This is a genomic window from Halobium salinum (assembly GCF_026586625.1).
Classification (GTDB): Archaea; Halobacteriota; Halobacteria; order Halobacteriales; family Haloferacaceae; genus Halobium; species Halobium salinum.
Genome location: NZ_JAODIW010000010.1, coordinates 23,650 through 37,446, shown reverse-complemented (window position 1 = coordinate 37,446; position 13,797 = coordinate 23,650). Strand labels below are relative to the sequence as shown.

The window sequence follows — 13,797 nt, the reverse complement described above, 5'->3', positions numbered from 1 at the left end:
CTCTCGCCCTCAGCAGCCCGACCGCGGGAGGTACACGTAGTACCCGTTGCGCTCCACCACGCGGAACTCGTGGCGCTTCGGCGGGGTGACTTCCTCCCCGGTGACGAGCACCGCCGGCCCCTGTGAGAACTGCCAGTCGGCGGTGAGCTTCCCCTGGCTCCCGTGAATCGACAACCCTCGGAGCCACCACGGAGCGGGCCACGGGTTGACCCCCTTCCCGAGTTGGACGGGACAGTCGAGCCGAGCGGCCTCGTCGGCCACGTACCGGAACGTTTCCGCGTCGGCGTCGGTCCCGTCTCCCGGTGCCATCCGCTCGACGCCGCCCGGGAGCCCGAACGCGGCGACGCTCGACGTGACCAACAGGACCGCGAGGACGACGCCGAGCGCGGTCGGCCCCGCCCCCGTACGCACGCGCCGGGTCGCCGCGCCGAGACCGCCGGGACCGTCGAGTCGGGCGACACCCCGTGTCCGGCCGGGACGCGCCGCGAGTCGGTCCCTCACGGTCCCGACGGCGAACTGCAGCGCGTCCCGGAGGTCGGCGACGCCGAACGCGACGAGGAAGACGAACGGGGTGAACAGGTGGACGAAACTCCACCAGGCCTGCTCGCTCGCGAGCGACATGAGCATCGCCGGTAGGGCGAGCCAGGAGAGGAACAGCCACCTGACGCTCGGCCCGTCGCGGTCGAGGACGGTTCCGGCACAGCCGACGAGCGCGAGAGCGAACAGGACCGGCGTGTGGTCCGTCAGCATGCCGAGGTAGTACATCGGCTTCCCGCCGTTTCCGTCCGCCGCGACCGACCGCCAGTACTGGAACCCGTCGACGATGGCTCCGGGGGCGGCGAGCGGGTCCGGTGGCCAGCCGCCGTACAGCACGGCGAGCACCGCGACCGCGACCCCGACGGTGTAGTGGAGGTACGTCGGCGGGAGGGCGCGATAGAGCACCGCGCGCCACGACGCGTCCGTGAAGCGCGCCTCGAAGTGGGCGACGACCGCGACCGGCGCGAACGCCGCCGGGAGGACGAAGTAGCTCACCTCCTTCGTCGCGATCGCGAGGGCGAGCGCGGCGCCGAGTCCGGCCGCGAGCCCGCGGCTCGGTGTCTTCCGGTAGTGGACGTACAGCGCGACGGCGAGCAGGGTGAACGTCGCCGTCATCGCGTCGTTACGGAAGAACCGCGCCGGCGCGAGGACGTACGGGTGGACGGCGAGCAGTGCGCCGGCGACGGCGGCCGTCGGCATCGGGAGTTCGTCCCGGAGCGCGTAGGCGGCGACGACGGAGCCGAGCGACACCGCCGCGACGACGGCGCGTCCGACGACGACGCGCTCGCCGAAGACGGCCATCGCCACCGACCCGGCGTAGTAGAGGAACGGCCCGTGGCGCCAGGGTTCGTAGGTGAACTGTCCCGTCGTGAGGAACTCCCACGCGAAGTAGGCGTGGACGCCCTCGTCCCAGTGCACCGGCCGCGCCTCGAGGGCGTGAAAACGCAGTACGACGGCTACGAGGAGGAGCACTCCCCACAGCCAGTCGCGACGGAGTCGGTGACGGAGGGTGTCGGATTCCATGTGTGCGAGGTCTCGGAGACCGGGTGCCGGTCGCTACTCGGCGCGTCTCGTGCCCGTGTCGCGGAGGGCAGTGTCTGCACGGTGGCTCCGGCCGACCCAGGAGCGGCGTCGGAACCCGCGTTCGGCCCGGTGTCGCGTCGTCTCCGGCTCCCGAATCAGTGCTCGGGCGGCTCGGACGGCGCTTCCATCGAGTCGATTCGGAGGATGAGGATGTTGCTCGTGTCGTCCTTCCCGTCGAGGGTCCCCTCGACGACGAGTTTCGAGAGCGGCGTCGGGCCGACGGTGACGCTGTCGCCCTCGTGGAAGTCGCGGACGGAGCCTTGGACGTGAATCTCGGCGCGGCACTTCTCGGGGTGGTGGACGCTGGAGAGGTCGATCTCCTCGACGTTCGCCTCCTCGACGCGCTCGCCGTTGTGGAACAGCGGCACCGTCGCGGGCTCGTCCATCTCCTGGATGTCGAGCGCCTCGTAGGCGTTCGCCGTCGGTTTGTACCCGCCCTTCGGCCCGGGGACGCCCTCGACCAACTGGAGCGCCTTCAGGCTCTGCATCTGGTTGCGGATGGTGCCCGGGTTGCGGTCGACCTCCTCGGCGATGTCCTCGCCCTTCACTGCGCTCTCGCTCTCACGGTACAAGTCCGTGAGCGCCCGGAGAATCTTTTTTTGGCTCGGTGTGAGCTCGATGGAAGACATGGCGGAACATTCGGGATTGATGGTCTTAAAACCGGGGGAATACCGCTCTTCCGGCGGATATCCGGGGGCACGTGAACGTTTTGCACAGTAGCACGTCGACATGTTCTCACTCGGTGCGACAGACATTTGCCGCTCACCGGTGGGAGTATCGGTATGGAAGGCAAACGCGTACTCGTCACCGGCGGTGCCGGGTTCATCGGCTCGAACCTCGCGAACCACCTCGCCGAGGACAACGAGGTCGTCGCGGTCGACGACCTCTACCTCGGAACGCCCGAGAACCTCTCCGACGACGTCGAGTTCGTGCAGGGGAGCGTCCTCGACGACGACCTGCCGGCCGACGTGGACGTCCTGTTCCACCTCGCCGCCCTCTCCTCGCTGAACATGCACGAGGACGACCCCCAGCGCGGCGCCCGCGTCAACGTCGAGGGGTTCGTCAACACCGTCGAACAGGTTCGCGAGAACGGCTGTGAGACCGTCGTCTACGCGACCACGTCCTCCATCTACGGCTCCCGCACCGACCCCTGCTCGGAGGACGAACGCGTCGAGGCCCGTACGGGGTACGAAGCCTCGAAGCTCGCCCGCGAGCGCTACGGAGAGTACTACGCCAACGCCCACGACATGAACGTCGCCGGCCTCCGGTTCTTCTCCGTCTATCAGGGGATGAAGGGCGGCGAGGGCCACAAAGGCGAGTTCGCCAACATCATCGCGCAGTTCGCCGACGACCTCGCCAACGACGAATCGCCCGTCATCTACGGCGACGGGAGCCACACCCGCGACTTCACGCACGTCTCCGACATCGTCCGCGGCATCGAACTCGCCGCCGACCACGAACTCACCGGCGTCTACAACCTCGGGACCGGCGAGAGTTACAGCGCGAACGAGGTCGTCGACATGCTCAACGAGGAACTCGGCACCGACATCGAACCCGAACACGTCGAGAACCCCATCCCCGAGGCGCTGTTCGTCCACGATACGAAGGCCGACCCCTCGAAGATGAAGCGGGCGACCGGCTGGGAGCCCGAAATCAGCTTCGAGGAGGGGATTCGGATGGTCTGTACGCCCTACAAGTAGGCGGGACCGGTCACCGCGCGACCGCCGATGCTGTTCTGCCCGTCGCCGTTCGTCGGTTCGGAGCGCTGGCGGTCGCGGTACTCGACGGACACGAGCACGTCGTCCTCGACCCGGTCGTCGATCGCCCGGTCGAGCCGGTCCGCGAGCGCCGGGAAGGACTCGTCGACCGGGCGCGCGACCGTCACCGTCACCTCCGGCTGCTGGTCGAACCGCGAGACCAGACCGAGCTCGACGTCGACCCCGCGAAGCTCGAGTTCGGCGTACCGCTCCTCTTCGAGCACGTCGTCGATCGCGCCGTTCACCTCGTTGTCGAAGGCTATCTGGTCGACGAGGAGGCCGCCGAAGCCGGCGAAGAGGACGAGGAGGAGCGCGACGGTGGTGACCGAGACGCGGTACGAGGAGAGCAGGGTCGGGAGGTCGTCTCCGCCCCAGTCGTCCGGGCGGTAGCCGAGATACCAGAGGACGACGAAGCCGGCGAGGTTGACGGCGACCGCGTTGACGACGAGGAGGATGAAGGCGCCGGCGGCGACGCCCGGGAGCCCCCACGCGATGCCGATACCGACGGCCGCGGCGGCGGGGATGAGCGCGGCCGCGATCATCACGCCCACGAGCGAGACCGGGAGCGCGGTCGCCAGCCCGAAGGCGCCCGCGGCGCCGGCACAGAAGGCGACGGAGACCGAGAGCAGTCCCGGGGAGATACGCTGGTTTATCTGTCCCACGGCGGAGACGTTGAGCGACGGCGCGATGAAGAACCCCGACTTCAGTCCCAGCCCGAAGAGGAGCGAGGCGACGATGGCGGCGGCGAACCCGAGCAGTTGGTCGCGGACGCCGAGCGAGACCATCCGGCGGTCGTCGAGCGCGACGCCGACGCTCGCGATGAGTGCGGAGCCGACCTGCGGGGCGATGACCATCGCGCCGACGACGACGGCCGGCGAGTCCAGCAGGAGCCCCGCGGCGGCGACGATGGCCGAGAACACCGTCAGCGCGTAGTAGGTGAGCGCCCCGCGGTGCATGCCGAGGGCCTTCGCCCGAATCTCCTCCTGGGCGACGCTGTCGTCCTCCTCGACCCCGGCGACGAACCGGTTCTCAAGCTCCTGGAGGTGTCGAGTTTTCGCCGTCTCGACGCTGGTCACGACCGTGTACTCGGAGTCGTCCAGCCCGGCGTCCCGAATCTCTCCGAGGACGTAGCCGACGGCCTGCGTCGGCAGCGGGAACTCGACGAGCGTGGTCGAGTCGTCGCCGTCACCCGGGGCGTCGCGGTCGTGCGAGACCCCTTCGGTCACGACGAAATCGACGTTCTCGCGGTCGAGGACGTCCAGAACGGTCGACAGCTTCCCGTCCGGGACGAGCACCTTGATGAGCCGCATCCGCTCGTGGACGCGCCCGGCGTGCGGAAAGGGGTTCCGGGTTCTGCGGCGCCGTCCCCGCCGACTCGCCCACTCGCCGGCCGGGGGGACCCGACCGGGTCGGCGTCCGGCGCGCGACGCTCGCCGACCACCTACCGATAAGTGGGGCCGGTGGGAGGGTCGAGTATGTCACGAACGGTCCGTATCATCGGGGTGCCGATGGACCTGGGCGCAGACCGACGCGGGGTCGACATGGGGCCCTCCGCCATCCGCTACGGCGGACTGGCACGCGAACTGAACGAGGCCGGCGTGGAGGCGGTCGACACCGGCGACCTCTCCATCCCCCGAGCCGAGGAGCGGGACCCGGACGCCACCCAGCCGATGGCGGGGAAGGCGAAGTTCTTCCGGGAGGTCGAGGAGACGACGCGCGACCTGACCGAGACCGTCGCCGACACGCTCGAAGCCGGCGAGACGCCGCTCACGCTGGGGGGCGACCACTCTATCGCCATCGGGTCGATGGTCGGCTCGGCGCGCGACGCCGACGTCGGCGTCGTCTGGCTGGACGCCCACGGCGACTACAACACGCCGTCCACCTCACCCAGCGGGAACGTCCACGGGATGCCCCTCGCCGCGGCGCTCGGCGTCGGCGACTTCGAGGGCGTCGACTGGGCGAACGCGGAGGGCCTGCGCGAGGAGAACGTCGCCATCGTCGGCCTGCGAGCCCTCGACGAGGCCGAACGGGCCGCCATCCGCGACAGCGACGTGACGGCCTACACCATGTCCGACCTCGACGAACACGGCGTCACGACCGTCGTCGAGGAGGCCCTCTCGGTCGCCACCGACGGCACCGACGGGGTTCACGTCAGCCTCGACCTCGACTGGCTCGACCCGAAGACCGCACCGGGCGTCGGGACGCCGGTCCGCGGCGGCGCCACCTACCGCGAGGCCCACTCCGCGCTCGAGACCATCGCCGACTCCGACGCCGTCCGGTCCGTCGACGTGGTCGAGGTGAACCCCATCCTCGACGAACACAACGAGACGGCCGAACTCGCCGCCGAACTCGCCGCGAGCGCCTTCGGCAAGCGCATCCTGCGGTAGCGACCGCGACCGGGACCCGCCGCCGGCGGTAGTTCCCGGAAGCCGGCCTCCGGACGGTCTCGGGGAGTCCCGAACGGGTCCGCGAAGGCGACCCGGTCACCGTTCTCACGCCTTACGCGGGCCGTAAGCGACTGTTTCGCGACCAACGGCGACCGTTTCGGTCGCAACGACCGACCTCGCTTATCCGGGACGTTCACGAATCCGTGACCGTCATGGACAGCAAAGACAAGCGATGGTTCTCCGTCGCGGCGGCCCTCCTCGTCCTCCTCGCCGGGTGTGGCGGGGCGAGCCAGAGCGTCGGGAACGACAGCGTCTCGAACGAGACTCTCTCGCCGACCGAGTCGTCCGCGGTGAACGCGTCGACGACGACCGAGTCGGGAGGCACGAACGCGACGACGAACGACTCGTCGGCGAACGGGTCGGTTGCGTCCCCGAACGCGACGGATACGGGCGGGTCGAGTGAGTCGACTGTGTCGACCGAGTCGAACACCTCGAGCGACGACTCGGTCGATTCCGAGTCGAACGCCACGACGGCGACGCGGACCCCGACGGAAACGACCACCGAGGGGACGACCATCACCGACGGCGGTGACCCGAACGCCTCGACGACCGCGTCCTCCGGAGGCACGACGACCACGGCCGTCGGTTCGACGACGCCCGCCGAGACGACGACGCCTGCCGAGACGACGACGACGGCAACGACTACCACGGCGACCACGACCACCACGGCGACTACGACGACCGCGACGACCGCGACGACCACGACGACCACGACGACTACCGACCGACCCGCCCGGACCGAGTCCTGGCAGGTCACCGTCGTCGAGGTCGTCGACGGTGACACGCTCGAGGTGCGCTTCCCGGACGGTCACACCGAGGACGTGCGTCTGCTCGGCGTCGACACGCCGGAGACCCGGAGCGACAACCGACCGGACGAGTTCGAGGGCGTCCCGGACTCCCGTGAGGGGAAGAACTGGCTCCGCGACTGGGGGTACGAGTCCAGCGACCGGGCCCGCTCGACGCTCGACGGTCGGACCGTGACCATCGAGACCGGCTCCGAGGCCGACCGCACGGGTCCGAACGGGCGACTGCTGGTCTACCTCACCCACGACGGGCAGTCGTACAACGAGCAGCTAGTCGAAGGTGGGTTCGCTCGCGTGACCGACCGCGAGTTCTCACAGCGGACGGCGTTCACCTCGGCCGAAGCCGACGCACAGGCCGCCGACCGCGGCGTCTGGGGGTACGGCTCGGAGAACAGTTCGGCGTAACCCCGTCGCGCTTCTCTCCTGGGCTCTCGGGTTCAGACCGAACCCCAGAAGCGGTCCAACCCGAAGGACAGCATATCCGGGCTGACCGGCGTGAACTCCTCCCGCTCGTACTCCGGGAGGTACTCCCTGACGGCGTTCCACGACTCCCGCGCGTAGCGGGCGTCGACGAACGCACGGACGCCGACCTCCTCCGGGCCCCGAATCACGCGGCCGACGGCCTGCCGGGCCTTCCGGACGGCGGGAACGGTTAGGGCGGTCTCGAACCCCGAGCCGAACGTGCGGTCGTAGGCCGTCACCAGCGCCTTGGTGCGCGGGCTGGCGGTGTTGATGATGGGGACGCCACAGACGACCGCGGCCGAGAGGCGGTCCCCGCGGTAGTCGACGCCCTCCGTGAGCGTCCCGCGGATGCTCGTCACGAGCACCTTGTCCGCGCCGCCGAAGAAGTCCGCTTTGAGCGTCTCCGTCGCCGCGTCGTCGCTGGACTCGTCGAGCAGGACGGGTTTGTCGAGTCGGTCGCGGAGGACGCCGGCCATCCACTCCGCCTCGCCGTAGCTCGGCATCCCCACGAGGACGTTCCCCGGTCGGCCGGCGATGGCGGCCGCACAGTCGGCGTGGACCCGCCGCGCCTCGGTGTCTTCGTTCGGGGCACCGCGGTTGCCGTAGGTGAACTTCGGTGCGTCGACCGCGAAGCTCTCCCTGTTCTCGGGCGGAAAGTTGAGTCCGTACGTTCGCTCGACGACCGGTCGCCCCGACGCTTCGAGGTGGTCGAGCCCCGTCACCTCGCGGAACACGTCGACCGGTTCGAGCGTGGCGCTCATCAGCACGCCCCCGCCGAACTCCCCGAGACGGTCGCCGATGGCGTCGCTCGGCACGCAGTTGTGAAGCGCGAGACGCGCGTTGTACGCCCGGCGCCAGGAGTCTGGGGGTTCGGTCTCGTCCCACGTCCGCTCCAGCTCTATCTCCCGAAAGTACGTCTCGTGGTCGAGCGCGAACCACTTGCCGACCGTGGCGCCGACGCCCGGGACGGTGCGCTGGCGGTCCTCCCCCTCGAGTTCGTCGAGGATGCGGGCGACGACGGCGCCGACGCTCTCGGCGCGCGCCCAGATACCGTTGTGGTCGGTGTCCTTCGCCCACGCCGTCACCTCGTCTTCGGCGGGTACCTCCGGGTCGCGCAACGGAATCTCGCCGTCGTCGAGACTCGTCAGGTCCGCCCGCCAATCCGGTCGTTCGCGGTCGAGGTGGCCTTTCACGCGGCGGTCCAACTCCTCGCGGAGGTCCCGGAGGAAGGCCCGCACCTGCTTCACCTCGGTGAACGTCACGTCGCTGTCTTCGAGTTCGGCGCGGACGAGGTCGGCGTCGGAGGACTGCCCGGCGACGCTCGCGGACTCTCCCGGTCGCGACCCCTCGCCGCCGGGACCGTCGTCGAACTCCACGGCCTGTACGACCCTGGTGAGTTCGTTCTCGGCGTCGCGCAGGCTCCGGTCGGCGACGGCGTCGCTGACGAGGTCCCTGACACGGGGTTCGAGCATGTGGGCCTCGTCGCAGACGACGAACGTCTCCTCGGAGAGCAGTTCGCCGGTGAACGTCGCCGCCGTCACCGGGTCGAACGCGTGGTAGTAGTTGCCGACGACGACCTCAACGTGCGGCAGGACGGCGCCCATTACTGAATGGGGACAGGAGCCGTGGCCCGCCGCGAGCGAGACGAGGTCCTCGGTGTCGAGCAGGCCGCGGTCGGTCAGGTCGAACGGGACGGCCTCGACGGGGTCGCCGTCCTCGGGCAGGTCCTCGAGGAACTGCGCGTAGAACGGACAGTACTCGGTCGTCCCGCGCCCGTCACCGTACTCGCCGGTCTGGGGCAGGTAGGGGGTGGGTTCGCCGGCGGTCTCGAGGTAGGAGACGCCAGCCCTCCCGCCGTCCGCGCCAGAGTCCGCCAGCCCGGTCTGTGCGCGCTTCGACTGGTCGACGAGCGCGCCGGCCGTCGTCGGCCCGTCCTCGCCGACGAGGTTGCGGGTGCGCTCGCGCAACCCTTCACAGCGCTCGTAGACGTTGCGCGTGTCGACGCCGCCGGCGTTCTCGCGGGCGTAGGGACACACGTCGGCTTTCCCCACGAGCGTCAGCGCCGAAATCGGATTCCACTCCTCGGGGAGCCTCTGGTTGATGGTCCGGAGGTCGTCCTCGAACTGTCTGAGCTGCTGTTTGACGCTCGTCAGCACCACCACGCGCTCGAAGGCGGAGTCGGGGTCGCGCACGAGGTGGATACCGGCGGTGAGTGCGAGCATCGTCTTGCCCGTCCCGCAGGCCCCCTCGACGACGGCGAACCCCTCGTCGCGAGCGGCGTCGACGGCGGCGTCGATGCCGTCGCGCTGCTCCGGGTACGGCTCGTCGTGACCGAACACCGCCTCCCACGCCGCCTGGTCCGTCGTCTCGGCCTCGTCGTCCTCGCTCGGGGACCGCTGGCGACTGCCCATGTACTGTGGGTTTCTGACGCCTCATCGGGTAAAAGGACTCGGTCCGTCGCTCGGCCCCGGCTCAGGAGAACGCGAACGACCGACTGACCGTCCGCCAGACGGCCTCGTCGTCGAGCGACGGGTCCGACCCGCGGACGTACCACAGGAGGAACGAGACCTCGTCCCGCCCGGTCAGGAGGGCCGCGTACTGTTCGCCGGTCTCGCTCTCCCAATCGAGGACGTGGGCCGCCTGGCCGGACGCGAGCGAGGTCGCCTCGTCGGTCAGCAGTCGGCTCCCGCCGGTGACGAGCGACTCGCGTGCGACGGCCACCCGCCCGGCCAGCGACGACCCGTCGGCCGCGGACGCGTTCACCACGAGTGATGTGTCGACGGCCTCGGAAGCGAACACGACGGTCGCGGGGTCGGCGCCGTCGACCGTCCACGCCTCCGGATACCGGAGCGAGTAGCCGTACGTGTCGTTGACGAACGTGACCGCAGGGATACTCAGCAGTCCGTCGAGGTCGATACAGCCCGCGAGTCCGACCAGCGTCCCAACCGCGGCGACGCCGGCCGCCCGAAGAACGTCCCGTCGGGCGACGGGGAAGTCCGCTTCCATGAACGAGTTCCTCTGCGGGGTAGGGACGCGTGTTGAGAACATAAACTCGCGCCGACACCCGAGGTCGTGCGCGGCCTCGACCGTCTGTCGTCCTCCCGTCTCGGCGCGTCGCGGGGCGACGTGAGGACGGGGCTCTCGCTGACCCCGCTCACATGGTGCTCGGTCGCCCCACCCCCGCCTCAGCGAGTACCGAGCCGATGAACCGGCTCGGCGTCGTGGCGCTCGGTGGTCCCAACCCCCGCGTCAGCGATGTGGGCGCGGATAAACCCGCGCCCGTCGTGGCGCTCGATGGTCGGAATCGTCTCCACCCCCGCGTCAGCGAGACGACCGGCGACGAGACGCCGGCCGTCGTGGCGCTCGGTCGTCGTCACTCTGCCGCGGTGGGGCGTGCTCGCGACACGGGTCGCTCGCGGCGCGACCGCGTCAGTCGTCGTCGCCCGACGTCCGGTCGTCCGTCTGCGCCGTCGCCCCGGACCGGACCGGGGAGTCGGCGCCGGCGTCGCCGCCGGCCGAAGAGCCGACCGTTCCGGCCGTCCCCTCGGGGTCTGCCGTCCGTTGAGGCGTCGCCGTGCCCGGAGCGTCGTCCGCGAACTCGGCCATCCCGCTCGCGTCGTCGAGCCGGTCGGCCAACTCCCGGAGCGCCGTGGGCCGGTCGGGACCCTCGGCGACGCTCGCCGTCTTCGTGTCGAGTGCGACGACCGACCCGCCGTCCTCGCCGAACACGACCGGCTCGCGCTCCTCGCGCCACACCCCGTCGGCGCCCGCCTCGTCGGTGACGTGGACGAGCTCGCCCGCGGTCCCGAGTTCGCGGAGCCGCGCGACGGCGCTGTCGACGCCGATATCGAACACCGAGGCGACCTCCCGGGCGGCGAAGGCACACCGACCGCTCCGTGTGAACAGGTCGTGGACCATCTCGGCGGTCACCTCGTCGTCGGCCGCCGCCACCGCCGGCCGCGGCTCGATGGTCACCCGGCCCTCGGTCGAGACGGTCACCGTGTACCCGTCGTAGTCGAACGTGACGTGTCCGTTCACCGCCGCGCCCTCACAGCCCCGGAAGGTCCGTTCGACGAACGCCTCGTCGACGACCGCCGACGGCGAGACGAGTTCGTTCGGCGGGACCCCCTCGCGTGCCGCGACGTGCGTCCTGACGGCGTCGACGACCCGCTCGTCCGCGTCGAGGTCGCTCTGGGAGAACTCTGTCATCGCCACTCCGTAGCCGATACGCACTCAAAAATGTGTCGGGGATTTTATGATTCGCACGGAGTATATAAATGCCGCGTCCGATTCCACGCCGAAATACGGGTCGAGCTTCGGGGAGCGAACTCTGCGGGCCGCGAACTGCCGCGAGGCTCAATCGGGGCGGGTCGTGTCGCCGGACTCCTCGACGTACTCCGCGCCGAAGTGGTCGAACGGTTGCCAGAACTCCTGGCTCGCGATGTTCGAGTCCGCGATGTCGACGTCCATCTCCTCCAACTCCCGCGTGATACGTTCGACGTCGTCGACGCCCGTGCCGACGGCCTCGACGAGCAGGTCCAGCCGACCCGTGAGCATCTTCCGGACGTGGACGACGCCGTCCATCTCGATGACCGCTTCGGCGGCGTCCTCCGTCTCGTCGGGGGTCTCACACTGATAGAGGACGTGGAGGTCGAAGCCCGCCTCGTCGTAGTCGATGTTCGGCGCGTACCCGTTGATGATGCCCGACTCCTCCATGTCGCGGATGCGGTTCCTGACGGTGGTCGCCGAGACGCCGACGTCGTCCGCGATGTCGGCGTTCGTGTAGTTACGAGCGTCCTGCTGAAGCAGATGTAAGATGGCTCTGTCCGTCGAATCGAGCGCCTCGGGTTCCATCGTGGAGAACTGTCACTGCGGAGCGTAAAAATCCGCGGGCCGACACGAGGCTCCACCGCGACGTGAGCCCCCACCGCGACGCGTTCCGGAGGGTATCGGGGCTCCCGGGACTCCCGAAACTGCCCGGAGTTGGGAGGCGCCTCGACCCGTTCGGCCGTGGCGTGGCTACGGAACGGGGTCGGCGGCCCCCACCGAAGACGCCCGAGCGCCGGTGGACGCCACCGCCGCGGTCCGGTTGTCGTCGCTCCCGTCGTCGGCGCCTTCCGGCGGCCGGTCGACGCCCGCCCACCCGGTGGTCGTGTTCACCCCGTCGGTCCCGTTGTCCACACCGGGTTCGCCGGACCGGCCGGTCTCCCGGGCCCCATCGACGCCGGCCGACCCGTTCTCCGAGGCGAGCGCGGCGGCCCCACCGGCGTCACGGACCGCGGTCGACCGGCCGGCGGCCGCCTCGACGGCCGCCATCGAGTCCAGCCGACGGACGCCGTTCTCGGCGTGGGCGGTCTCCTCGAGGATGCGCTCCACGCGCGCCGGCGCGAGGTCGTTCCCGTTCGACTCCATCAGCGCGGCGGTGCCGGCGACGTAAGGAGCCGCCGCCGACGTGCCGCGGAACTCGCCGGCGACACTCGTCTCGTACCCGTCCGGGGCGTCCACGTCCACGTCCGCGTCGCTCGCTCCGCCGCCCCGGGAGCTGTACTCTCGAATCAGCCCGCTCTTCGAGTCGTAGGCGCCGACGGCGATGACGTCCTCGCTCGTCGCCGGGGCGACCATGCTCTCGGTCGGCGTGGTGTAGTTCAGCGGCTGGCGGGCGGAGAACAGCTGGAGACGGTTCGCGTCGTCCGAGCCGCCGGAGCCACCCGCCCCGGCGTCGTGGGCGTAAATCGCGGCGTAGTAGCGGCCCGTCGGGAGCCGTACGTCGACCGACTCGACGTTCGGCTCCCCGCCGTCCGCGGACTGCCGAATCGTCGACTTCGCGACGACGCGTTTGCGGTCACCCGACACCCGGTACAGGTAGAGGTCGTAGTCCGCGTCACCGGTCCACGACAGTCGGAGGGAGACGCGACCGCCGGTGTCCCGGCCCTCGGCGAGCGCGTTCGCCTCGGCCCCCTCGCGGAACTCGACCCAGCCCGCACCCTCGTGCTCGCCGGTCCAGTGCCGGTCGGCGTAGTTGCCGGCGGAGGTGACGAAGACGACCCCCTGCTCGGACGCGCGCTCGGCCGCGGCGCTGATGCGCCCCGTCCGGCTGTCGCCGCTTGGGAAGTAGCTCCCCGAGTCGACGACGACGTCCACGTCGTTGTCGAGCAGCCAGTCGATGGCGTCGGCGTACTCCTCGGGCGTCGGGTTCGCCCCGATACCCGCCAGGTACAGCTCCGAGTCGGGCGCGGTCCGCGTGACCACCTCGGCGACGGCGGTGTCGTGGACGCGGTCGGCAGCCGCCGTCGTCCGACCCAGGTTCCGGTGGGCGGCGACGCCGTCGGCGACGGCGTCGTGGCTGGGGTCGAACGCGCTTCCGATGACCCCGACGCGGACCCCCTCGCCGGTGATGCCGCGGCTGTGCACCTCGTCGGCGCGGATAGTGCGCAGTCCCGCCCTGAGACGCGCGGCCTCGGACAGCTCCGTCAGCTCCCGGTCGGCGGGGGTCGTCGCGGCGGAGCCACTGGCCGCCGTCGGCTCGTTGCTCCGGAGCAGGGAGAACCGTTCGGCGTCGAGGCCGTGGCTCCGGTCGACGGGCACCGCCTGGCCGGTGATGCCGGGCATCGCGAAGGAGGCGACGACCAGGAGACCGACCAGCAGGTGGAGGACGACGCGTCGCTCGCTCATCCGCGGCCTCCCGCGTGACGGGCGAGGTCGCCGCGC

General features: G+C 70.4%; 13 protein-coding genes. 3 read left to right on the top strand and 10 right to left on the bottom strand.

The window, feature by feature from the left end:
• Positions 1–9: 9 nt before the first annotated feature.
• Complete coding sequence (locus N5095_RS18830) at positions 10–1,560, bottom strand: flippase activity-associated protein Agl23 (RefSeq protein WP_267624715.1); 1,551 nt, start codon at positions 1,558–1,560, stop codon at positions 10–12.
• Positions 1,561–1,715: 155 nt separating this feature from the next.
• Positions 1,716–2,249, bottom strand: coding sequence for an Rrf2 family transcriptional regulator (locus N5095_RS18825; RefSeq protein WP_267624714.1), 534 nt, complete (start codon positions 2,247–2,249; stop codon positions 1,716–1,718).
• 153 nt (positions 2,250–2,402) lie between these two features.
• Here N5095_RS18825 and N5095_RS18820 point away from each other — a divergent pair, with 153 nt between their 5' ends.
• Positions 2,403–3,320, top strand: a complete 918-nt coding sequence (locus N5095_RS18820; protein ID WP_267624713.1) for an NAD-dependent epimerase/dehydratase family protein — start codon at positions 2,403–2,405, stop codon at positions 3,318–3,320.
• Here N5095_RS18820 and N5095_RS18815 read toward each other — a convergent pair.
• Entirely contained in the window at positions 3,311–4,687 is a 1,377-nt protein-coding gene (locus N5095_RS18815) for a TIGR00341 family protein (RefSeq protein WP_267624712.1), read from the bottom strand. The genes N5095_RS18820 and N5095_RS18815 overlap by 10 nt on opposite strands.
• Positions 4,688–4,852: 165 nt before the next feature.
• Between N5095_RS18815 and rocF the strand changes: the two genes are divergently transcribed.
• Complete coding sequence (gene rocF / locus N5095_RS18810) at positions 4,853–5,764, top strand: arginase (RefSeq protein ID WP_267624711.1); 912 nt, start codon at positions 4,853–4,855, stop codon at positions 5,762–5,764.
• 193 nt (positions 5,765–5,957) lie between these two features.
• Here the strand turns inward: rocF and N5095_RS22415 are convergent, their stop codons facing one another.
• Entirely contained in the window at positions 5,958–6,254 is a 297-nt protein-coding gene (locus N5095_RS22415) for a hypothetical protein (RefSeq protein WP_267624710.1), read from the bottom strand.
• Between N5095_RS22415 and N5095_RS18800 the strand changes: the two genes are divergently transcribed.
• Positions 6,235–7,032 (top strand): thermonuclease family protein, encoded by a 798-nt coding sequence (locus N5095_RS18800; protein ID WP_267624709.1) that lies wholly within the window; start codon positions 6,235–6,237, stop codon positions 7,030–7,032. The two genes, N5095_RS22415 and N5095_RS18800, sit on opposite strands and share 20 nt — an antisense overlap.
• A gap of 32 nt (positions 7,033–7,064) precedes the next feature.
• On the opposite strand, the gene N5095_RS18795 is transcribed toward N5095_RS18800, so the two are convergent.
• The 6 genes from N5095_RS18795 to N5095_RS18770 all read right to left on the bottom strand — a co-directional run bounded on the left by N5095_RS18795 (position 7,065) and on the right by N5095_RS18770 (position 13,761).
• A complete protein-coding gene (locus N5095_RS18795; RefSeq protein ID WP_267624708.1) occupies positions 7,065–9,500 on the bottom strand; it encodes an ATP-dependent DNA helicase in 2,436 nt (811 codons plus the stop codon).
• A gap of 61 nt (positions 9,501–9,561) precedes the next feature.
• On the bottom strand, positions 9,562–10,095 hold the full coding sequence (locus tag N5095_RS18790; RefSeq protein WP_267624707.1) for a hypothetical protein: 534 nt from the start codon (positions 10,093–10,095) through the stop codon (positions 9,562–9,564).
• A gap of 179 nt (positions 10,096–10,274) precedes the next feature.
• Complete coding sequence (locus N5095_RS18785) at positions 10,275–10,466, bottom strand: hypothetical protein (RefSeq protein WP_267624706.1); 192 nt, start codon at positions 10,464–10,466, stop codon at positions 10,275–10,277.
• Positions 10,467–10,518: 52 nt separating this feature from the next.
• Positions 10,519–11,298 (bottom strand): HalOD1 output domain-containing protein, encoded by a 780-nt coding sequence (locus N5095_RS18780; protein ID WP_267624705.1) that lies wholly within the window; start codon positions 11,296–11,298, stop codon positions 10,519–10,521.
• A 147-nt stretch (positions 11,299–11,445) separates the two neighbouring features.
• Positions 11,446–11,943, bottom strand: a complete 498-nt coding sequence (locus tag N5095_RS18775; protein ID WP_267624704.1) for an Lrp/AsnC family transcriptional regulator — start codon at positions 11,941–11,943, stop codon at positions 11,446–11,448.
• Positions 11,944–12,108: 165 nt separating this feature from the next.
• The gene (locus tag N5095_RS18770) at positions 12,109–13,761 is read right to left on the bottom strand and encodes a S8 family serine peptidase (protein WP_267624703.1); all 1,653 of its coding nucleotides are present in this window, start codon (positions 13,759–13,761) and stop codon (positions 12,109–12,111) included.
• Positions 13,762–13,797 lie beyond the last annotated feature (36 nt).